At 64.4% G+C, this 20,749-nt stretch carries 23 protein-coding genes; 9 read left to right on the top strand and 14 right to left on the bottom strand.

Features of this window, described 5'->3' with window-relative positions:
• Nucleotides 1–65: 65 nt before the first annotated feature.
• The 3 genes from BCCGELA001_RS31980 (at nucleotide 66) to BCCGELA001_RS31990 (ending at nucleotide 919) form a co-directional block, all read left to right on the top strand.
• Nucleotides 66–272: a YdcH family protein gene (locus tag BCCGELA001_RS31980; protein WP_008546179.1), complete on the top strand. Its 207-nt coding sequence runs from the start codon at nucleotides 66–68 to the stop codon at nucleotides 270–272.
• 164 nt (nucleotides 273–436) lie between these two features.
• Complete coding sequence (locus tag BCCGELA001_RS31985; RefSeq protein WP_008546180.1) at nucleotides 437–643, top strand: hypothetical protein; 207 nt, start codon at nucleotides 437–439, stop codon at nucleotides 641–643.
• A 24-nt stretch (nucleotides 644–667) separates the two neighbouring features.
• On the top strand, nucleotides 668–919 hold the full coding sequence (locus BCCGELA001_RS31990) for a hypothetical protein (RefSeq protein WP_008546181.1): 252 nt from the start codon (nucleotides 668–670) through the stop codon (nucleotides 917–919).
• Between the two features lie 2 nt (nucleotides 920–921).
• On the opposite strand, the gene BCCGELA001_RS31995 is transcribed toward BCCGELA001_RS31990, so the two are convergent.
• On the bottom strand, nucleotides 922–1,632 hold the full coding sequence (locus BCCGELA001_RS31995; protein WP_060737973.1) for a GGDEF domain-containing protein: 711 nt from the start codon (nucleotides 1,630–1,632) through the stop codon (nucleotides 922–924).
• A 141-nt stretch (nucleotides 1,633–1,773) separates the two neighbouring features.
• On the opposite strand from BCCGELA001_RS31995, the gene purE reads away from it, so the two are divergent.
• Both purE and BCCGELA001_RS32005 read left to right on the top strand, forming a co-directional pair.
• Entirely contained in the window at nucleotides 1,774–2,262 is a 489-nt protein-coding gene (gene purE, locus BCCGELA001_RS32000) for a 5-(carboxyamino)imidazole ribonucleotide mutase (RefSeq protein WP_008546185.1), read from the top strand.
• Nucleotides 2,259–3,365, top strand: a complete 1,107-nt coding sequence (locus BCCGELA001_RS32005; protein ID WP_008546186.1) for a 5-(carboxyamino)imidazole ribonucleotide synthase — start codon at nucleotides 2,259–2,261, stop codon at nucleotides 3,363–3,365. The genes purE and BCCGELA001_RS32005 overlap by 4 nt, the downstream gene beginning before the upstream one ends.
• 45 nt (nucleotides 3,366–3,410) lie before the next feature.
• On the opposite strand, the gene aqpZ is transcribed toward BCCGELA001_RS32005, so the two are convergent.
• Nucleotides 3,411–4,133 carry an aquaporin Z gene (gene aqpZ / locus BCCGELA001_RS32010; RefSeq protein WP_060737101.1) on the bottom strand — a complete coding sequence of 241 codons (723 nt, stop codon included), beginning with the start codon at nucleotides 4,131–4,133 and terminating at the stop codon, nucleotides 3,411–3,413.
• 261 nt (nucleotides 4,134–4,394) lie between these two features.
• Between aqpZ and rpsU the strand changes: the two genes are divergently transcribed.
• Together rpsU and BCCGELA001_RS32020 are read left to right on the top strand one after the other, a co-directional pair.
• Nucleotides 4,395–4,691: a 30S ribosomal protein S21 gene (gene rpsU / locus BCCGELA001_RS32015; protein ID WP_008546194.1), complete on the top strand. Its 297-nt coding sequence runs from the start codon at nucleotides 4,395–4,397 to the stop codon at nucleotides 4,689–4,691.
• A gap of 192 nt (nucleotides 4,692–4,883) precedes the next feature.
• Nucleotides 4,884–5,546, top strand: a complete 663-nt coding sequence (locus BCCGELA001_RS32020) for a tetratricopeptide repeat protein (protein WP_008546196.1) — start codon at nucleotides 4,884–4,886, stop codon at nucleotides 5,544–5,546.
• 21 nt (nucleotides 5,547–5,567) lie between these two features.
• Here the strand turns inward: BCCGELA001_RS32020 and BCCGELA001_RS32025 are convergent, their stop codons facing one another.
• The 12 genes from BCCGELA001_RS32025 to BCCGELA001_RS32080 all read right to left on the bottom strand — a co-directional run bounded on the left by BCCGELA001_RS32025 (nucleotide 5,568) and on the right by BCCGELA001_RS32080 (nucleotide 16,428).
• Nucleotides 5,568–6,524: a hypothetical protein gene (locus tag BCCGELA001_RS32025; protein WP_060737102.1), complete on the bottom strand. Its 957-nt coding sequence runs from the start codon at nucleotides 6,522–6,524 to the stop codon at nucleotides 5,568–5,570.
• 93 nt (nucleotides 6,525–6,617) lie between these two features.
• Nucleotides 6,618–6,902, bottom strand: coding sequence for a cupin domain-containing protein (locus BCCGELA001_RS32030; RefSeq protein WP_008546206.1), 285 nt, complete (start codon nucleotides 6,900–6,902; stop codon nucleotides 6,618–6,620).
• Nucleotides 6,903–6,923: 21 nt separating this feature from the next.
• Nucleotides 6,924–8,021 carry a calcium:proton antiporter gene (locus BCCGELA001_RS32035; protein WP_060737103.1) on the bottom strand — a complete coding sequence of 366 codons (1,098 nt, stop codon included), beginning with the start codon at nucleotides 8,019–8,021 and terminating at the stop codon, nucleotides 6,924–6,926.
• Nucleotides 8,022–8,070: 49 nt separating this feature from the next.
• The gene (locus BCCGELA001_RS32040; protein WP_083543544.1) at nucleotides 8,071–9,405 is read right to left on the bottom strand and encodes a sodium:proton antiporter; all 1,335 of its coding nucleotides are present in this window, start codon (nucleotides 9,403–9,405) and stop codon (nucleotides 8,071–8,073) included.
• Nucleotides 9,406–9,502: 97 nt separating this feature from the next.
• Nucleotides 9,503–10,300, bottom strand: coding sequence for an alpha/beta hydrolase (locus BCCGELA001_RS32045; RefSeq protein WP_008546216.1), 798 nt, complete (start codon nucleotides 10,298–10,300; stop codon nucleotides 9,503–9,505).
• 211 nt (nucleotides 10,301–10,511) lie between these two features.
• Complete coding sequence (locus tag BCCGELA001_RS32050; RefSeq protein WP_008546220.1) at nucleotides 10,512–11,909, bottom strand: NAD(P)(+) transhydrogenase (Re/Si-specific) subunit beta; 1,398 nt, start codon at nucleotides 11,907–11,909, stop codon at nucleotides 10,512–10,514.
• A gap of 39 nt (nucleotides 11,910–11,948) precedes the next feature.
• The gene (locus BCCGELA001_RS32055; RefSeq protein WP_008546224.1) at nucleotides 11,949–12,266 is read right to left on the bottom strand and encodes a proton-translocating transhydrogenase family protein; all 318 of its coding nucleotides are present in this window, start codon (nucleotides 12,264–12,266) and stop codon (nucleotides 11,949–11,951) included.
• Nucleotides 12,267–12,277: 11 nt separating this feature from the next.
• Nucleotides 12,278–13,405, bottom strand: a complete 1,128-nt coding sequence (locus BCCGELA001_RS32060; RefSeq protein ID WP_008546227.1) for a Re/Si-specific NAD(P)(+) transhydrogenase subunit alpha — start codon at nucleotides 13,403–13,405, stop codon at nucleotides 12,278–12,280.
• A 143-nt stretch (nucleotides 13,406–13,548) separates the two neighbouring features.
• Nucleotides 13,549–13,701 carry an aa3-type cytochrome c oxidase subunit IV gene (locus BCCGELA001_RS32065; RefSeq protein WP_008546229.1) on the bottom strand — a complete coding sequence of 51 codons (153 nt, stop codon included), beginning with the start codon at nucleotides 13,699–13,701 and terminating at the stop codon, nucleotides 13,549–13,551.
• A gap of 97 nt (nucleotides 13,702–13,798) precedes the next feature.
• Nucleotides 13,799–14,185, bottom strand: a complete 387-nt coding sequence (locus tag BCCGELA001_RS32070; RefSeq protein WP_008546230.1) for a type II toxin-antitoxin system death-on-curing family toxin — start codon at nucleotides 14,183–14,185, stop codon at nucleotides 13,799–13,801.
• The gene (locus BCCGELA001_RS32075; RefSeq protein WP_008546231.1) at nucleotides 14,182–14,448 is read right to left on the bottom strand and encodes an AbrB/MazE/SpoVT family DNA-binding domain-containing protein; all 267 of its coding nucleotides are present in this window, start codon (nucleotides 14,446–14,448) and stop codon (nucleotides 14,182–14,184) included. Before BCCGELA001_RS32075 ends, BCCGELA001_RS32070 begins: the two co-directional genes overlap by 4 nt.
• A gap of 72 nt (nucleotides 14,449–14,520) precedes the next feature.
• Nucleotides 14,521–16,428 carry a M3 family oligoendopeptidase gene (locus tag BCCGELA001_RS32080; RefSeq protein ID WP_008546233.1) on the bottom strand — a complete coding sequence of 636 codons (1,908 nt, stop codon included), beginning with the start codon at nucleotides 16,426–16,428 and terminating at the stop codon, nucleotides 14,521–14,523.
• Between the two features lie 127 nt (nucleotides 16,429–16,555).
• Here BCCGELA001_RS32080 and BCCGELA001_RS32085 point away from each other — a divergent pair, with 127 nt between their 5' ends.
• Complete coding sequence (locus BCCGELA001_RS32085; RefSeq protein ID WP_060737105.1) at nucleotides 16,556–18,052, top strand: sigma-54-dependent transcriptional regulator; 1,497 nt, start codon at nucleotides 16,556–16,558, stop codon at nucleotides 18,050–18,052.
• A 346-nt stretch (nucleotides 18,053–18,398) separates the two neighbouring features.
• Complete coding sequence (locus BCCGELA001_RS32090; protein ID WP_060737106.1) at nucleotides 18,399–20,585, top strand: L,D-transpeptidase family protein; 2,187 nt, start codon at nucleotides 18,399–18,401, stop codon at nucleotides 20,583–20,585.
• Nucleotides 20,586–20,749: the final 164 nt, after the last annotated feature.

The following is a 20,749-nucleotide window of genomic DNA, read 5'->3' on the forward strand; positions in this document are numbered from 1 at the left end:
CGATAATTTCCACAGGGCATCCACAGCCCAGATCTCACGCCTATCGGTTTTCGGCCACCGCAGACATGACCAATGAAGACGAGCGTGAGCTCGAAGCCGAGCTCACCCGGTTGCAGCAGGAACACCGAGATCTCGATGCGGCGATCGATGCATTGCATCAATCGCCCGCCCCCGACCTGTTGCGGCTACAGCGGTTGAAGAAACGCAAGCTGTTGCTGCGCGATCGCATCGCGTTCATCGAAGACCAGATCACACCCGACATCATTGCCTGAGCGTGTTGAGCCGATCTCGCGGCCGCTCGCCGCATCTGAATCCGCTTGACTCGAAAAGAACAAAATAGGAACATTCGACACCCCAGCGCCGCGGAAAACGCCGGCGGACGAGGCCAAGGGACCACGCCAAAGAACACGCCAGACAAGGCAGAAGGACCACGCAGATGCCGGCAACCGCCCTTCTCGACAACAGCCATTATGAACAAGCCTGCGATCAGGCGATCGCGATGTGCGACGGCAATCTGCGCAGCACCATCAAGGCGCTGATCATGGCCAACGAATATCTCGAGACGGAGCTGGAAGAATTGCAGGCGGCGATTGCCGCCGGCTGCATTCCCGAGACCTCGCGGAGCAAGAGCAGCGCCGCCTGAGCTTCACCATTGGAGCGCAACGCCATGTCAGATGTAACCTATTACGTTGCAATGCCCTTCCTGATCGATGCCGATGGCTCGCCGGTCGCCGGCGCCGCCGAGGAATGCCAGAGCTCCTCGGCAGCGTTGCGGCGCGCCGAGGCCTTGTCGCGTGGTGCAGGCAACATCGGTGCGGTTGCATTCAGCCGCAGCGGCGACCCGATGACCGGCGAGTTCGGCGACGCCACGCTGCTGCGCAAATTCGGCAACGTGCCGGAAGATCTGGCCACGCTGTAACGTCACCTGCTCACCAGCCTGATCCGCGGCTCGTGCCGCCGGTGCGCCTTGCGCACATACATGGCGGCATCGGCCTCCTCCAGGGCACGGCCGGCGTCGGACTGCGCTCCCAGCAGCGCCACGCCGGCGGAAGCGCCAGCAGTCACCTGCTGGCCCCGAAAGGTGAATGACAGCTCGTCGACCGCCTGCTCGAAGATGGCGGCCTTCGCCATGGCGTCGGTCTCGCTGAGATTCCACAGCAGCAGCGCGAACTCGTCGCCTCCGAGACGGCCCACCACGTCCGAGGCGCGGACCTGACGCGTCAGCGTCGCCGCAATCGCCTTGAGCACCTCGTCGCCGGCAGCGTGTCCAAAGGAATCGTTGATCGGCTTCAGCCGATCGACGTCGAGCACGATCAGCGCCCCGCTGGCGCGGTAGCGCTTCATATAGGCAACGGCACGTTGGAGCGCGCGCTCGAACCCGCGCCGGTTCGGAATCTCCAGGAGGAAATCGGTGTCGGCGGCCGCCTCGAGCTCCGCGACCCGGCGCTCGGCCGCCTTGAGCTTGCTCCGCAAGCCGCGGATGATCGCCTTGGTTGTATCCGTGGCCGCATCGGGCGGCGTTCGCCGCTGCCGCGGCCCGGCGGAGCGCTTGGCAGCAGCTTTGGAGCGGGTGGCGCTGGTCTTCCGGCCCATTTTGGCCTTCGCAGCACGCGCCCTTTTTGGCTTCTTCATGGGCATCCTGCTCAATGAAGGCTTGCGGGGATTCACCAAGACAGGATAGTGCATTCCCTTCTCCTTGCCACCGCCTTGCGAGCCGCCGGCCGGAACCATTAATCTGGCCTATCTTTCTGTTTTCCGAGCACAATTGACGTCATGACCGCGCCGATCGCCATCATCATGGGAAGCCAGTCGGACTGGGACACGATGCGGCATGCCGCCGATACGCTCGCCGCGCTCGGCGTCTCCGCCGATACCCGCATCGTTTCGGCACACCGCACCCCCGACCGCCTGTTCGCTTTCGCCAAGGGCGCCAAGGCCGCCGGATACAAGGTCATCATCGCCGGCGCCGGCGGCGCCGCGCATCTGCCCGGCATGGCGGCCGCGCTGACGGAACTGCCGGTGTTCGGCGTGCCCGTCGAATCGAAGACGCTCAAGGGCCTCGATTCGCTATATTCGATCGTGCAGATGCCCGCAGGCATCCCCGTCGGCACCCTCGCCATCGGCAAGGCCGGCGCGATCAACGCGGCGCTGCTGGCCGCCTCCGTGCTGGCGCTGTCCGACCCGGCCCTGGCGAATCGCCTTGCCGCCTGGCGCAAGGCGCAGACCGATGCGGTGGCCGAGCACCCGGAGGACAAGGCGTGACCGAGGCTAGGCAGGTTACGCTGAAGCCCGGTGACACCATCGGAATCCTCGGCGGCGGACAGCTCGGCCGGATGCTCGCGATGGCTGCGGCGCGGCTCGGGCTGCGTTGTCAGGTGTTCTCGCCCGATCCGGATTCGCCGGCCTTCGACGTGGTCCTGAATGCGACCTGCGCCGAATATGCCGATGTCGAAGCGCTCGAGCTGTTCGCCAATGACGTCGACGTCATCACCTACGAATTCGAGAACGTGCCGTCGGCGGCCGCGATGGTGCTGGATGCCCGCCGCCCCGTGCTGCCCAACCGCAAGATCCTCGAGACCACGCAGGACCGGCTGGCGGAGAAGGATTTCGTGACGAAGCTCGGCATCGGCACCGCAGCCTATGCGGACGTGACGTCGGTCGCGTCGCTGCGCGAGGCGATCGTCAGGATCGGGCTCCCGGCCGTGCTGAAGACCCGCCGGTTCGGTTATGACGGCAAGGGCCAGGCCATCATCCGCGAGGGCGACGACATCGCGAAGGTGTGGACCAGCCTTGCCACCAAATCGGCGATCCTGGAAGCCTTCGTGCCGTACGAGCGCGAGATCTCCGTGATCGCCGCGCGCTCCGCCACGGGCCAGGTCGAGTGTTTCGACGTCACCGAGAACGAGCACCGCGACCACATCCTGAAGATCTCGCGCGCACCCGCGCAGATTCCCGATTCGCTCGCCGAGGACGCGCGCAGCATCGCCGGCAAGATCGCAAGCGCGCTCGACTATGTCGGCGTCCTCGCCGTCGAGATGTTCGTGCTCGCCAATGGCGCCGGGCCCAAGGTGCTGGTGAACGAGATCGCCCCGCGCGTGCACAATTCCGGGCACTGGACGCTGGACGGCGCCTCCGTCTCGCAATTCGAGCAGCACATCCGCGCCATCGCCGGCTGGCCGCTCGGCAAGCCGGTGCGCCACGGCGAAATCGTCACCATGACCAATCTCATTGGCGATGAGATCAACGACTACGGCAAATGGCTGACCGTGCCGGGCGCGACCGTGCACATCTACGGCAAGGGCACCCCGCGCCCCGGCCGCAAGATGGGCCACGTCACCGAAGTCCGGCCGACCAAGGGCAAGTGAGGGGACCGCAGCAAGCGCTGCGATCCCGCTTTGCGCGAAAACGCTCTACGCCGTCTTTACGCCCGCGACGATGCCTGCGGGCTCCTCGCTGAGCCAGCGATAGATCACCCCGCCGAGCGCGCCGCCGATCAGCGGCGCGACCCAGAACATCCAGAGCTGCGCCATCGCCCAGCCGCCGACGAACAGCGCCGGGCCGGTGCTGCGCGCCGGATTCACCGAGGTGTTGGTGACGGGGATACTGACGAGATGGATCATGACCAGCGCGAGGCCGATCGCGAGCGGCGCGAAGCCCGCGGGCGCACGGCCATGGGTGGCGCCCATGATGATGAACAGGAACATCATGGTCATCACCACCTCGGTCAGGAAGCACACGATCATGCTGTACTGGCCGGGCGAATGCGCGCCATAGCCGTTGGACGCGAAGCCCTTGGTGACATCGAAGCCGGGCGCACCGCTCGCGATGACATAGAGCAGCCATGCGGCCACGATCGCGCCCGCCACCTGGGCGATCACATAGGGCAGGATCTGGCCAGCCGGAAAACGGCCGCCGGCGGCGAGGCCGACGGTGACGGCCGGATTGAGATGGCACCCCGAGACGTGCCCGATCGCGTAGGCCATGGTGACGACGCTCAGGCCGAACGCGAGGGATACACCGACCAGGCCAATGCCGACCTGGGGGAAGCCGGCCGCGATCACCGCGCTGCCGCAACCTGCGAATGTGAGCCAAAAGGTGCCGATGGCCTCAGCTGCATATTTTTTCACGTCCATGTGGCGTCTCCCCTGATTTCAGTTCCGGATCAGCTTCCGGAAAACGGCCCACGTTCTGGCGCCAAATCACCCAAATCGCGACCGTACGGAGGTATTTTCGCCGCATTTAATGGCCGAACTTGGTCCAAATCCCCGCTTGGCCGGTGGACATCCAGGGTTTTGTCTGATACATCCGCGCGCTCAAGGTTAAGGGCTTGCGCGTTTCGCCTTCCCCTTTGACTTACCAGAATTCAAATCCGATCCACCTGAAGAGGATGCCGCGTGCAGGTTCTCGTTCGCGATAACAATGTCGATCAAGCCCTCAAGGCGCTGAAGAAGAAGATGCAGCGCGAGGGAATTTTCCGCGAGATGAAGCTCCGCGGTCATTACGAGAAGCCCTCCGAGAAGAAGGCCCGTGAAAAGGCCGAAGCCGTGCGCCGCGCGCGCAAGCTGGCCCGCAAGAAGCTGCAGCGCGAAGGCCTGCTGCCGATGAAGCCGAAGCCGGTGTTCGGCGCCGGCCCCGGCGGTGACCGCGGTGGTCGCGGCGGCCCGGGAGCCGGTCCGCGCGGACCGCGCTGATCGACCTCGTTTAGCAAGACTTCAGTTTTCGATGACGCGGGCCCCTGGCCCGCGTTATTGTTTTGTGAGCGGTGCCCTTCTGGGACGGGGCGCTGCCGATGCGGCACCAAAGCGTGATGAGGTTGCTCGAATTATCATTGCGCTCTCGTCCCGCTGTCACTTTCCGGATGCTCTGGCACGAGCGAAGCGTAAATGGCCTCCCCCTTCCCCGAGCGCGGCATGCCGCGGCGATGCCAGATCTGGCAGCGGCCGTTCGCGCTGGTAGTGGTGGGAATCGCGCTGTGCGGCTGCTCCTTCGACCTGGGCTCGCTGATGCCCGAGAAGGAGAAGCCTCAGGAGGCGCCCAAGGCAGCCGCGACGGCAGCCACGACCACCGAAAGCGCGGTCAGCCCAGGCAATGTCAGCGAAGCCCAGGCCCATACGGCAAAGGCCCAGTCCCTGGCGAAATCGGGCGAGATTGCAGCTGCGCTCGACGAGTTCAATCGCGCAATCGGCCTCGATCCCTACAATGCCCAGGCGCTCTATGGCCGTGCCTTGATCTATCAGGGCAAGAACCAGCACGATTTCGCGATCGCAGATTTCAGTGCTGCGAGCGGGCTCAACCCGCAGAAGGTCGAGCCGCTACTCGGCCGCGCCACCAGCTATCTCGCACTCGGTAAGGCCAAGGAGGCCGCAGCCGATCTGGACGAGGCGTCCGAGGCCGATCCACACAACGCGCAAGTCTGGACCACGCGCGGACAGGCTTATGAGCGGCTGGGCGACAGGGCCAAGGCAGCGGCGTCCTACACCAAGGCTGTCGCGCTTCGCCCACGCGACGACGCCGCCCGCAGCGGCCTTGCCCGCGTCGGCGGCTGACAGCGCGGCTCCGCCGCCGCTTTAATCGGGGGTGGCGCCCTTCGGCAGCACTGCTTGGAACATCGACTTCATGCCCGACAGCATCTCGTCGGCGACATTCGTCTTTTTCGGCCGCGGCAGAGCGCCACCGGCATCGGCACGAAGGTCGAGCGGCGGCGCGATCACCGGCACGGGAATATCGGCCGGCGGGGTCACCCGGGTTGGATCGTCCTTGCCGATCGAAGCCGTGTAGGGCGGGCTGCCCTGTGACGCACCGCCATTGCCATAGGCTTCGGATGAGGGCGTCGACACCGTGATCGGCGGCGGCAGCGGGCGGACCATGGACGGCTCCGCCGAGATGACACGCGGGGTCTCCGGCGTACGGGCAGCTTCCCGTACGGCCGGCTCCGCCGGCCTCTCGGCCGGCTTGGTTTCGGCAGATTTGGTTTCAGAGGACTTGGGTTCAGAGGACTTGGGTTCAGAGGATCTGCCCTCGGCGGCCCTGCCCTCGGGCGACTTGCGCAACCGCTCGATGGCGGCGCGCGCGAGATCGTTGGCATCAGGGGCCGGGGACGCAGCCGGCGCCGAATTGGCCTCCACGACGGCCGGAGCGGCCGGAGCCGGATTGGACTTGGCAGCGGCTTTCTCACGCGACGGCGTACGGCCGCGCGGACCGGTCTCGGCGGGAGCCACATCCGCGGCCTTGGTCTCGGCAGCGGGCTGATGATCGGCGGGCTTCTCGGCCGCGGCCTTGTCCGTAACGCTCTTCTCGGAGACGCCCTTCTCGGAGACGCCCTTGGCCTTGACGCCGGGCGCGGGAAGGTTGGCGGTGTCGGTCGGCTTGCCCTCGCTGCCAGCCTGGGCCGGCGCCGTCACGGCGGCCGGAGCATCGGGGGCGGGCTTGGCATTGATGTAGTGGTTAACGATGTAAGCCCCGATGATCGTCGCGAGCACCGAGGGGAAAATATCCATCGAGATTTTAGCGAGGTATTTCAGCATTTCTCGGCCACTCCCCGCGCGATCTGATGCGGGAACTTTAGGGCATTGTGAGGGATCAACTGCGACGGATCGATGGCAAACAGTCGGGCCAACTTACGGTTTTAGCTCGATTTCAAGGAACACGATCTCGGTTGAGGTTTCGTTAAGTACGTCATGCTGGACACCGGCCTTGCGGAAATAGGATTTCCCCGCCGCAAGCTGCGCCCTGGACCGCTCGCCATTCGGCGCCACGATGGTCATTTCCCCCGCTACGACGGGAACAATCACGTAGTCCATGCCATGGGTGTGATGTCCGGTCGCGCTGCCCGGCGCAAGCCGCCATTCGGTGACCCGGACCTCTTCGTTGTCGACCTGAACCTCGGACGTGGCGGCAAGCATTGGAACTCCCCCTATCGCGCTTCAGGGCACGAAAACCATGAACACGTAGACCGCAAATACCACCATATGGACCAGTCCGAACAGGACGTTGGTCCTGCCCGTGCCGAAGGTCAGCATACTCAGGAAGAAGGTCAGGAGCATGAGCACGCTGCCCTGGGCGTTGAGGCCGAGCTCGAGCTCCTTGTCGAGCGCATAAGTGGCGACCCCGACGGCCGGGATCGTCAGCCCGATGGTCGCCAGCGAGGAGCCCAGCGCGAGGTTGATGCTCTTCTGGAGATCGTTCTTGCGGGCCGCCGACACGGCCGCGACGCCTTCCGGCATCAGGATCAAGAGTGCGACCAGAAGTCCGGTAAAGGCCGGCGGCGCGCCGATCTTGACCGCAACGGCGTCGACCACCAGCGAGAACTTCTTGGAGAGCAGCACGACCGCCAGCAGCGCGATCAGCAGCAGCACGACGCTGAGCACCAACGTCCTGCCCGACAGATGCGCCTCGCCGCTACCACCGCCCGCCCGCTCGTGGACGAAATAGTCCTTGTGCAGGACGGTCTGGGTGTAGAGGAACACCCCGTACAGCGCGAGCGTGACCACGTCGACGAAGCCGAGCTGGACCGCCGAATAGACCGGTCCGGGCGTGGTGGTGGTGTAATTCGGCATGATCAGCGTGATGGTCGCGAGCGCGAACAGCACGCTGAGATAGACGTTGGCGCCGGAGAGCTGGAAACCCTGCTCGCGATAGCGCAGGCCGCCGATGAAGATGCAGAGCCCGACGAGGCCGTTGCAGACGATCATGACGACGGCGAACACGGTGTCACGGGCCAGTGCCGGGGCGGGCTTGTCGCCCAGCATGATCGTGGTGATCAGCGCCACCTCGATGATCGTCACCGACAGCGTAAGCACCAGCGTGCCATAGGGTTCGCCGACCCGCTCCGCGATCACCTCGGCATGATGGACCGCGGCAAACACCGTGCCGAACAGGATGACGAGAAGGACGATGGCGAAGACGAGCCCGCCGAGCGACAGCGTGAACACGTAATCCGTGGCGCTGACGGCTGCGAACAACAGCATGGCCAGCGCCGGAAAGATCCAGGCCGTCCGGGGCATCGGATTATGCGCGCTCATCCACCGCTTCCATTTGCTTGGATCAGCAGTAGCAAATCAGGCGCGAGATTCAATGCCAGTGCAGGATCGGCGCGATCGGCAGCAGCGTCAGCAGCAGGAAAAGCGGGATCAGCACGGCGCCGGCGCGCAGGAAATAGCCGAAGAAGCTCGGCATCTCGATGCCGTTCTCGCGGGCAATGCTGCTCACCATGAAGTTCGGTGCATTGCCGATATAGGTGAGTGCCCCCATGTAGACCGCGCCCATGGAGATCGAGGCGAGCGTACCCGAGAGCTGATGCATCAGCACCTGCGGATTGCCGCCAGCGAGCTCGAAGAACAACAGATATGTCGGCGCATTGTCGAGGAACGCGGACATCAGGCCGGTGAACCAGAAATAGACGACCTCGCGCGGCGCACCGTCCGGCGCGGTCACCGCCGACAGCAGCCAGGCGAACGCGCCCTGATGGCCGGCATTGAGCATGGCAATGACCGGGATGATGGCGACAAAAATGCCCGCGAACAGTTTTGCGACCTCGCGGATCGGCTCCCAGGTGAAGCCGTTGGCCTGCCTGTGCTCGTCCGGCGTCAGCCACACCGACAGCGCCGCGATCGCCAGCAGCGCCAGATTGCGCGCAACGTCCTCCAGTTCCAGCTTGGTGCCGAAAATGTCGAAGGCGATGTCGGGCTTCCACATCGCCGAGGCGAGAAGACTCGCGACGATGGCTGCGATCAGCACCAGATTGACGAGGCCGCGGATGCGCAACGGCTCTCCGCGGCCTGTGTCGGCCGGCGGCGGCTCGCTGCGAAAGCGCCAGACGTCGATGACGGCGAAGATCGCGAGCAGCAGCCCGGCCACGATCGCGGTCTGCAGCCAGATGGTCCGCGTCGTCCAGAAGAAGTCGACGCCGTGCAGGAAGCCGACGAACAGCGGGGGATCGCCGAGCGGGCTCAGCGCGCCGCCGACATTGGCGACCAGGATGATGAAGAAAATGACGACATGGGCGTTGTGACGTCGCGGCCGGTTGGCGCGAATCAAGGGGCGGATCAGGATCATCGCCGCACCGGTGGTGCCGACGATGCTCGCTCCTACCGTGCCGAGCGCGAGGATGCCCATATTGGTCGCTGGTGTCGCCTTGATGTCGCCGGTGATGAGGACGCCGCCGGCCACGACATAGAGCGCGAACAGCAGCACGATGAAGCCGAGATATTCGGCGAGCATGGCGTGCACGAGCGCCGCCAGTGTCGCTGCGCTGCCGGCAAAGACGATGAGCGCGGCGAGTGCCAGCAGCGACCAGCCCGCAGTGATCTTGCCGTAATGATGATGCCAGATCTTTGGAAACAGCAGCGGGCCCAGCGCGATCGACAGCAGCAGGCCAGCAAAGGGCAGCGCATAGGGCCAGCGCATCGCCGCGCCGTCGAGTCCGGTTGCCGCAAACGCATTCTGCGGCAGAAGCGTCAGGCAGACAACGGCGAGCGCAGAACCGCAACGTGCAAACGAGCTGTCAGCTGCCAATGAAATTTCTCGCTGTTTCGATCGCGCCAAATTGATCGAGATTTTCGTGTCCGCCGCCCTCTATGCGAACCAACCGCTTGGGCTCTCGGGCGAGTGCGAACAGACGCTCTCCGAACGCGATCGGAATGACAAGATCGTTGGTGCCATGCATCACGAGGAGCGGCACAGTGACGCGCGCAATGCGCTCGTCGGAATGGAAGGGATCGCGCATCAGCAGGCGGACTGGAACGTACCAGAACGATGCAGCCGCAATGTCGGCGGTCGATGTATAGGGCGCCTCCAGGATGAGTTTTCCAACGCGGCGCTCCGAGGCGATGGCAACCGCGACGCCCGTCCCGAGCGAAAATCCCCAAGCAACGATTCGTTCCGCCTCATAGCGCGCGGTCGTGAAAGCATAGGCGGCCGCAGCGTCGCGCAGCAGCCCCTGCTCGCTCGGCGCCCCGCTCGAGCCGGCGTAACCGCGATAGGACAGCGCGACGAGACCAGTGCCGTCGGCCGTCATCGCCTTGAAGCGGCTGATGGGGCCGGCAAGGAAATCGCCATTGCCCGGAAAGTACAGGATCACGGGGCGGCCGGGCTTCGCCGGCACGTGCCAGATGATGATCTTCTCGCCGTCAGACGTCGTCAGGATGTGCTCTTCCGCCTCGGGCAGGCCCGCGGCATCGGGGGCGGTGCGGCCGACGCGCGGGATCGGAAACAGCATCTCGCGCTGGCGGACATACAGCACGAGCAGACCGGCGCAATAGACGGTCACGAGCAGGATGGCGATCCACTTGACGATGGTCATGATGCGCGGCCGGCCTTTCGGCTCACGGCTTGCGACGGCTCCGCAGCAATTTGATGACCTCCGGCCGGAGCCTCGCCGGAACGTCGCGGCAGCCGCACGCAGCCTTGTGGGCGGCGTGCCAGCCGACGCGCTGCTCGCGCGTCGCCTTCACTGCCATGCGATAGGACCGGTGCCATTCCTTGTCGATGGCCGCGGTCCCGCGCGCCTCGCGCTACATCGCCTTGACGATGTTCTCGGTGACCTTCTTGGCGTCGCCGAGCAGCATCATGGTGTTGTCGCGGTAGAACAGCGGATTGTCGATGCCGGCATAGCCGGAGGCGAGCGAGCGCTTGATGAACATCACGGTGCCAGCCTTCCAGACCTGGAGCACCGGCATGCCGTAGATCGGCGAGGTCTTGTCTTCTTCGGCGGCCGGGTTGGTGACGTCGTTGGCGCCGATCACGAAGGCGATGTCGGCCTGCGCGAATTCGGAGTTGATGTCCTCGAGCTCGAACACCTCGTCATAGGGCACGTTGGCTTCAGCCAGCAGCACGTTCATGTGGCCGGGCATGCGCCCCGCCACCGGGTGAATGGCATATTTCACCTCGACGCCTTCCTTCTTGAGGATGTCGCCCATTTCGCGCAACGCATGCTGGGCCTGCGCCACCGCCATGCCGTAGCCGGGCACGATGATGACCTTCTGCGCATTCTTCATGATGAAGGCCGCATCGTCGGCCGAGCCGAGCTTGGCCGGCTTCTGCTCGCCGCTGCCGCCGCCGGCAGCCGCGGTCTCACCGCCGAAGCCGCCGAGGATCACCGAGACGAAGGACCGGTTCATCGCGTGGCACATGATGTAGGACAGGATCGCGCCCGAGGAGCCGACCAGCGCGCCGGTGATGATCAGCGCGGAATTGCCGAGCGTGAAGCCGATGCCGGCGGCAGCCCAGCCCGAATAGGAGTTCAGCATCGAGATCACGACCGGCATGTCGGCGCCGCCGATCGGAATGATCATGAGCACGCCGAGCACCAGCGCCAGGATGGTGATCATCCAGAAGTCGAACGCGCCGCCGGTGAGGACGAGACGGACGACGAAGAACACCAGCGCCACGGCCAGCGCGATGTTGATGGCGTGCCGGAACGGCAGGATGATCGGCGCGCCGCTCATGCGCGCGGACAGCTTGAGGAACGCGATCACCGAACCGGTGAAGGTCAGCGCGCCGATGGCGACGCCGAGCGACATCTCGACCAGGCTGGAGGCATGAATGGCGCCGGGCTTGCCGATGTCGAAGGCCTCCGGCGCGTAGAACGCGCCGGCCGCGACCAGCACCGCGGCCATGCCGACCAGCGAGTGGAAGGCGGCGACCAGTTCCGGCATCGAGGTCATCGGCACGCGACGGGCGATCACTGCACCGATGCCGCCACCGATCGCGACCGCGAGGATCACGAGGACCCAGGCCACGCCGTCGGCCGGCGGATGGCTCGCGAGCGTGGTGGCGACCGCGATCGCCATGCCGATCATGCCGAACAGATTGCCCTGGCGCGACGATGCCGGGCTCGACAGCCCGCGCAGCGACAGGATGAACAGCACCCCCGCCACGAGATACAAGAATGCAGAGAGATTGGCGCTCATCTCAGGTCCCCATTGATCCCTTCAGCCCGAGGTGGCCGCTTACTTCGACTTCTTCTTGTACATCGCCAGCATACGCTGGGTGACAAGGAAGCCGCCAAAAATGTTCACGCAGGCGAAGATGAGCGCGACGAAGCCGAAGCCGCGCGCCCAGCCCGAGCCGCTCGAAACCATGCCGACGCCGACCGCGAGCAGTGCGCCGACCACGATCACCGATGAGATCGCGTTGGTCACGCTCATCAGCGGCGTGTGCAGCGCGGGCGTCACCGACCACACCACGAAATAGCCGACGAACACGGCGAGGACGAAGATCGACAGCCGGAAGATGAAGGGATCGACGAGTTGTGCAGCATGCTCCATGACGACTCTCCTTACACCTTCGACTGGAAGTTCGGGTGGATCACGGCGCCGTCCTTCGTGAGCGCGGTGGCCTTGACCAGTTCGTCGTCCCAGTTGACGGCGAGCTTCTTCTCCTTCTTGTCGACCATGGTCTCGATGAAGGAGAACAGATTGCGTGCGTAGAGGCTGGAGGCCGAGGCCGCGACGCGGCCGGCGACGTTGGTGTAGCCGACGATCTTGATGCCATCGAGATCGACGACCTCGCCCGGCTTCGCACCCTCGACATTGCCGCCGCGCTCGACGGCGAGATCGACCAGCACCGAGCCCGGCTTCATCGACCTGACCATCTCGGCGCTGACGAGCTTCGGCGCGGGCCGGCCCGGAATCAGCGCGGTCGTGATCACGATGTCCTGCTTCTTGATGTGCTCGGCGGTGAGCGCGGCCTGCTTGGCCTGGTACTCCTTGGACATTTCCTTGGCGTAGCCGCCGGCGGTCTGCGCGTTCTTGAACTCCTCGTCCTCGACGGCGAGGAATTTAGCTCCGAGCGATTCCACCTGCTCCTTGGTCGCGGGACGAACGTCCGTCGCGGTCACGACAGCGCCGAGACGGCGGGCGGTCGCGATCGCCTGCAGGCCGGCGACGCCGACGCCCATCACGAACACCTTCGCGGCAGGGACGGTACCGGCCGCCGTCATCATCATCGGAAAGGCGCGGCCGAAGGCCTCGGCGCCCTCGATCACGGCGCGGTAACCAGCGAGGTTCGCCTGCGACGACAGCACGTCCATCACTTGCGCGCGCGTGATGCGCGGCATCAATTCCATCGCGAAAGCGGAAACGCCTGCGTCGGCGATCGTCTTCAGCGCGGCCTCGTTGCCGTAGGGATCCATGATGGCGATGACGAGCGCACCGCGCTTGTACTGCGCAAGCTCGGAGGCTTCAGGGCGCTTCACCTTGATGATGATGTCGGCATCCTTCAGCGCGTCAGCGCTGACCGTGGCGCCCACGGCGGTGAACTCGGAATCCGGCAGGCCAGATTTGAGGCCGGCACCCGGCTCGACGGCGATCTCGGCGCCTAACGCCTTGAACTTCTTCACCGTATCAGGCGAAGCGGCGACACGCGGCTCCGACAGATCGATTTCCTTGGCAACGGCAATCTTCATGAGGCCTCCGGCGGCGCAGGACAGCGCGCGCGCAAAATTGAGCGTTACTCCCGCGGCGTTCGATACCGGTTTTAACACCGGCTTGGATGCAAATTTTCTGGGCAGCCGCTGCCGCTGGCGTGTGCAGCTGCCGATCAGTCAGATCAGGTCAGGAAGATCGCCATCAGGATGACGATGAGCGCGACCGAGACGGTGCCGTACTTCACCAGCTTGATGAAGCCCTCGTAGGTCTGCTCGTGGGCAACGTAGTCGTTGCCGTCGGCGGTGGTGTACGCCACTTCGCTATGGTCAGCCATGGAATGTCCCCAGTCGAAAGTCGAATTCTCGGGCTGGGATACCTTAAAGATTTGGACAGGGCAACGGCGCCTGGCAGCCGTTTTCCCGCAAATCGCCTCATTTGGAATCCCAATTGTCGCGGATCCAGCGCGTCAGGTTCTCCTCGCTGACGTCACCGGCAGCGAGCGACAAGATGATGGCGGCCGCTTCCGCCTCCGGCACAACGAAGTCGATGCCGTTAACGCCGAGAAACGTGTACAGCGCCAGCAGAGACGTACGTTTGTTGCCGTCGACGAACGGATGGTTGCGCGCGATGCCGAAGGCGTACGCCGCCGCCAGTTCAGGAAGACCGGCGCTCTCGTACGACCATTTGTTTTTTGGCCGATCGAGCGCGGATTCGAGCATGCCCTCGTCCCGCAGACCGCTTGCACCGCCATGGATCGCCAGCTGTTCGTCGTGGATCGCTATAATGATCCGGCGCGTCAGCCAGATCGGCTCGCTCATTTGGCAAGCTCGGCGAGCGCGTTGTGATAACGCTTCATGCCTCGCCGCGCGACTTCCATCGCCTTTTCGAAGTCGGGGTCATGCGGGGTCAGCAAGACGCCACCGTCCGATTGCTCGACCGGAAACAGCTTGTCGCCCTCTTTGAGATTCAGACGAGCCGCGAGCTCCTTCGGCAGGATAACGCCGATCGAATTGCCGATCTTGCGCACCTGCAGCACCGTCGATTCGTTCTTCAGGTCGTTGGGATTCGCGTTCTCATTCATAGCCACACCTCGTTATACATTTGTATAACATCAGCCCGCCGCCCGTTCAACAAATGTTTTACGGCCTTACCCTCATCCCATCGCCTCCAACTCGTCGATCATCCCCGCGATGACGCTGAGCCCGCCGTCCCAGAACTTGGGGTCCTTGGCATCCAGCCCGAACGGACGCAGCAGCTCGGAATAATGCTTGGTTCCTCCTGCGGCGAGCATGTCGAGATAGCGCTCGGCAAAGCCCTCGGCCGCGTGCTCGTACACCGCATAGAGCGAGTTCACGAGACAATCGCCGAAAGCATAGGCGTAGACGTAGAACGGCGAGTGGATGAAGTGGGGGATGTACATCCAGTAGTTCTCGTAACCCGCCTTGATCTCGATCGCCGGCCCCAGGCTCTCACCCTGCACCGATAGCCAGATCTCGCCGAGCCGCGTCGCGGTGAGCTCGCCGTTCTTGCGCTCGGTGTGGACCGCGCGCTCGAACGAATAGAACGCGACCTGCCGCACCACTGTGTTGATCATGTCCTCGACCTTGCCGGCGAGCAGCGCCTGGCGCTGCTTTGGGCTCTTGGTCTGCGCCAATAGCCGCCGGAAAGTAAGCATCTCGCCGAACACGCTCGCGGTCTCCGCCAGCGTCAGCGGCGTCGGCGCCATCAGTGCGCCGTTCTTCGCGGCGAGCACCTGATGCACGCCATGGCCGAGTTCGTGCGCGAGCGTCATCACGTCGCGCGGCTTGCCTTGGTAGTTCATCAGCACGTAAGGATGCGCCGACGGCGTGGTCGGATGCGAGAACGCGCCCGGCGCCTTGCCCGGACGCACCGGCGCGTCGATCCAGCGGTCGGCGAAGAAGCGCTCGGCAATGTCGGCCATCTCAGCCGAGAAGCCGCGATAGGCTGTCAGCACCATGTTGCGTGCATCGGGCCAGCCGATGACGTCGGTCGCGGCAAAGGGCAGCGGCGCGTTGCGGTCCCAATAGGCCAGCCGCTTCTTGCCGAACCACTTCGCTTTCAGCGCGTAGTAGCGGTGCGACAGCTTTGGATAGGCCGCGCGCACGGAAGCGACCAACGCATCCACCACCTCGCGCTCGACGCGGTTGTTGAGGTGCCGGGAGTCCGCGACATCCTGAAAACCGCGCCAACGGTCGGAGATGTCCTTGTCCTTCGCGAGCGTGTTGGTGATCAGCGCAAAAGTGCGCTCATTGGCCTTGAAGGTCTTGGCCAACGCCTCCGCTGCGGCCTTGCGCTTGGCACCGTCGCGGTCCTGCAACAGATTGAGCGTCGGCTCGATCGCGAGCTCCTTGGCGCCGACTTTGAAGCGCAGGGCAGAGATGGTCTGATCGAACAGCCGGTTGAAGGCGGAATAGCCGGTCTGCGCCTTCTCGAGGAAGAGCTGCTCGAGCTTGTCGTCAAGCTGATACGGCTTCTCCTTGCGCAGATCCTCGATCCACGGGCGGTAATACGCCAGCTCCGGCGCCTCCAGCGCGCGGGTCAAAATATCGTCATCGATTCGATTGAGCTCGAGCGCGAAGAACAAAAGATGCGTCGACGCCGCCGTCAGGCGCTCGGACACGTCGCCGTAAAACTTTGAAATCTTGGGGTCCACGCTGTCGCCGGCATGGACGAGACCGGCATAGGAACCGAGACGGCCGGCGAGATCGTCGATCGCCTCATAGCGTCGCACTGCCTCGGCGAGCCATTTTCCGCCATCTTCATTTGCTGTCCCTGTCGCGAGCTTGCCCTTGTAGTCGGTCTCGAACGTGACGCAGTCGGCATCCATCTTTTCGAGGTCGCGCGCCACTTCCGGCGCATCGATCCCGGAATAGAGATCGGCCAGGTTCCACTCCGGAAGCTTGCCGGTCTTGCTCGCTGGCTTTGCGGACGAAGACTTTGCAGACGAAGATTTGGAGGGCTTTGCCTTGGCGACAGACTTCTTGGCGGCGGATTTCTTGGTGGCGAGCTTGCGGAGTGCGGTCTTGGAGCGCGGAGTCATTGTGTGGGAAACCTGTGTTCAACAAGCGCGACGGCGGGCGGGGGCATCAAGGTTTAAGAGTGCGTTAATCGGCTTCGGCCAGAGTGCCCCGATTCGAGACAGATAGTTGTAGCGTGCAGGGAACACCATGGCTGCCAGTATTTTGATCGCCGACGACGATGCTGTAGCCCGCCGTCTGGTCGAAAACATGGTGCAGAAATGCGGCTATGAGACGGTCGTCGTCGACTCCGGCGACGCCGCGATCGCCGCCCTCACCGCGCCCGACGCCCCCGCGATCGACGGCGTCATCCTCGATCTTGTCATGCCCGGCCTCGACGGCATGGGCGTGCTGGCGAAAATTCGAGAGGCCGGCCTCAGCATCCCCGTGATCGTGCAGACCGCGCATGGCGGCATCGACAACGTGATCTCGGCGATGCGCGCCGGCGCGGCCGATTTCGTCGTCAAGCCGGTGGGCCTGGAGCGACTTCAGGTCTCACTGCGCAACGCGCTCAACGCCTCCGCGCTGAAGGGCGAATTGCAGCGCATCCGTCACAGCCGCGAGGGCCGGCTCACCTTCTCCGACATCATCACCCGCTCCGAGGCGATGGCGGGTGTGATGCGCGCAGCGCAGAAGGCGGCGAACTCTTCGATTCCCGTGCTGATCGAGGGCGAGTCCGGCGTCGGCAAGGAGATGTTTGCGCGGGCCATTCATGGCAGCGGCGAGCGCAAGGCAAAACCCTTTGTCGCGGTCAATTGCGGTGCGATCCCCGACAATCTCGTCGAGTCCATCCTGTTCGGGCACGAGAAGGGCGCCTTCACCGGCGCCACCGAGCGGCACATGGGCAAGTTCGTCGAGGCCCATGGCGGCACGCTGTTTCTGGACGAGGTCAGCGAGCTGCCGCTGACCGCACAGGTCAAGCTTCTGCGCGCGCTCCAGGAAGGCGCGGTCGAGGCGGTCGGCGGCCGCAAGCCCGTCAAGGTCGACGTGCGTATCGTCTCCGCGACCAACCGCAAGCTCCTGGAGCGGGTCAAGCAGGGGCACTTTCGCGAAGACCTGTTCTATCGCCTGCACGTGCTGCCGCTGACGATCCCGTCGCTGCGCGCCCGGCGCGAGGACATCCCGCATCTACTGCGGCATTTCCTGGCGCGCTTCGCCGCCGAGGAGAACCGCCCAATCACCGGCATCAGCGGCGAGGCGGTGGCGCATCTCGCCCAGCTCGACTGGCCCGGCAACATCCGCCAGCTCGAAAACGCCGTCTACCGCGCGGTGGTGATGAGCGACGGCGACCAGCTTGGTCTTGGCGATTTCCCGCTGCTGGCCGCGCAGCCGCATGCTGAAACCGAGATTCCGACGGCGCCATTGATGATCGAACCGATTGCGGCACCTTCGGTGGTCTCGGGTAACGAAATACCGATCGCCCCCCTCGCCGCGGGGGGGAGTCTCTCGATGCTGACGGCGAACGGCGATGTTCGTCCGCTGGAGGAGATGGAGAACGAGATCATCCGTTTCGCGATCTCGCATTATCGCGGGCAGATGTCCGAAGTCGCCCGGCGCCTCAGAATCGGCCGCTCCACGCTCTACCGCAAACTCGACGAAGCCGGGGTTCCCGGCCATGGCGGGAAAAGCGGCGAGGAGACGCACTGAGCCTGATGCGAACAAAGCTTCGCGCCGTGCTGCGAGGAGGCCGCAAGCCCTTCGCATTACGGTGAAATTTGACCTCGTCGTGAACCGTGACCTGGAAGTGACAGACGTAGGGAAAAGCGCGTGGCAGAAGCGCACAATCCGTTGCCAAGAGGCTCCCTTGAAGTCAGTTTGTCGTGAGTTGTCCCGGGTAGCGCTGGCTGCAAAATCGGGCCCTGTATATCGTCTGCGTATGAATCGTTGCGTGCAGGCGTGCGACTTTCGAGAGGCCGGCGCAGTTTAGCCGAAGATCTACAGACGATAACGAAGCTGTTCCACGAGGGACAGTTCACCCGAGGGGTGTGACACAATGCGTGACTGTTTGAACCACCGTGCAGGCTTTGACCGTGTCTTGATGACGGTCGCGGCAACCTTCCTCACGGTGTCTGCCAGCTCAGCCCTGGCGCAGGATCAGGGGCGCAGCAGCGCCGCCGAGCTCGCGATCGAAGCCGCGATCCCGCGTCCCGAGCCGGCCAACGTCCCGCCCCCGACCGCATCGGATATCAAACTGGATACCACTGCGACGCTTCAGGACGCAAGCAAGGAACCCGCGAAGGCCGAAGCCGCACCGGCACCGGCCAAGATCGAGCCGAAGCCTTCCGACGTTGCGACCACGCCCGCCACCGAGGCGCCGAAGAGCGAGACGGCAAAAACCGAGCCTGCGAAATCTGAGCCCGCCAAGGCCGAGCCCGCCAAGGCCGATACCGCGACCGCCCCCGCGGCGCCTGCTGCTCCCGCCGCCGAGCCGGTGAAGGCCGCTAGCAACGTTCCCGCTGCCGACCAGCCGGTCGCCGACAAGCTCAAGGACATCATCGGCGCCAAGACCTCGCGCCATTTCGACCGCAAGAACGAGCGGGCCGCGATCGAGAAGTTCTACGGCGCGCGCGACTTCGCGCCGGTCTGGACCCAAGGCGGCAGCCTGACGCCGGCGGCCAAGGGCGTGATTGCGCGGCTGAAGGATGCGGCCTCCGACGGCCTCAATCCGGCCGATTATCCGGTGCCCGATTTCGCCGCCGCCACCACGCCCGATGCGCTCGCCGATGCCGAGCTCAAGCTCACCGCCAGCATGTTCGACTATGCGCGCCAGGCCCAGAGCGGCCGCATGCACTGGTCGCAGGCCAGCGGCGACATCCTCTATCCCGAGCATCCTGTCGATCCGAACGAGGTGCTCGCCAAGGTCACGACCGCAACGGATGCGTCCGCTGCGCTCGACAGCTACAACCCGCCCCACAAGCTCTACAAGGAGCTGAAGGCCAAGCTCGCCGAGCTCCGCGGTCAGGGCAGCGGCCCGGCCATCGAGATTTCCGACGGTCCGGCGCTGAAATACACCCCGGCCGGCAAGAAGCAGGCCGAGATCATCGTGGAAGATCCGCGCGTGCCGCAGCTGCGCGCCAAGCTCGGCATCACCGAGAACGCGAACGACACCCGCTACGATGCGGCTGTCGCCGAAGCCGTGCGCAAATTCCAGAGCGGCGCCGAGATGAAGGCGACCGGCATCCTCGACGACAAGACCGTCAAGGCGCTCAATACGCCGAAGCGCGACAAGCAGATCGACGTGGTGCTGGTCAACATGGAGCGCTGGCGCTGGCTGCCGCGCGACCTCGGCGCACCGGCGATCGGCGATGCCTATGTCATCCTCAACATTCCGGATTTCACCTTGAAGGTGATGCAGCGTGGGCAGCAGGTCTGGACCACACGCGTCGTCACTGGCAAGCCGGGCAAGCATGCCACCCCGCTCCTCACCGAGACGATGAAGTACATCACGGTCAACCCGACCTGGAACGTGCCGCCCTCGATCGTCTACAACGAGTATTTGCCGGCGCTGCAGCAGGATCCGACCGTGCTCCAGCGCATGGGCCTGAGGCTCGAGCAAAACCGCGATGGCTCGGTGCACATCTCGCAGCCGCCTGGCGAAGCCAACGCGCTCGGCCGCATCCGCTTCAACTTCCCGAACAAGTTCCTGGTCTATCAGCACGACACGCCGGACAAGCACTTGTTCGCCAAGGAAGAGCGCGCGTTCAGCCATGGCTGCATGCGTGTGCAGAATCCGGATCAGTACGCCTCGGTGCTGCTCAACATCGTCATGCCCAACGAGAAGTACACGCCGGAACGCATCCGCAGCATGTACGGCAAGAGCGAGATCGACCTGAAATTCCCGACGCCGATCCCGGTCAACATCACCTATCAGACCGCGTTTGTGGATGACGCCGGCAAGCTGCAATTCCGCAAGGACATCTATGGTCGCGACGCGGTCATGATCAACATCCTGAAGAACAGCCGCGGCAAGGACATCGAGAACGTGGTCGCGCATTCGCAGCCGAGCTATTCCCGCCCGGCGACGACACTGCCGTCAGGTGTGGCGGTGGCCAACAATGGCGGCGGTTTCGGCTCGTCCGGCCCGAATTTCTTCGAGCGGCTGTTCGGGGCGGGGCCGCCGACCCCGCCGCCGGCGCCCGTCGGCCGCCGGCCGCCGCAGCAGCGGGTGTTCACCCGCTAAGCCTCAGCGCCTGAATCACTCAAATTTTGCAAAGAAATCAGCGACCTCATCCCTTGGATGGGGTCGCTTAACTTTAACCATTCTCCACCTCGACCGGAGCAGCGGGCGTTTTTTTGCCACAGTCAACCGGTTAGGATTGTATTCTGACTTGGTTTGGGGGCGGG

This window comes from Bradyrhizobium sp. CCGE-LA001, assembly GCF_000296215.2.
In the GTDB taxonomy this organism is placed as follows: Bacteria; Pseudomonadota; Alphaproteobacteria; order Rhizobiales; family Xanthobacteraceae; genus Bradyrhizobium.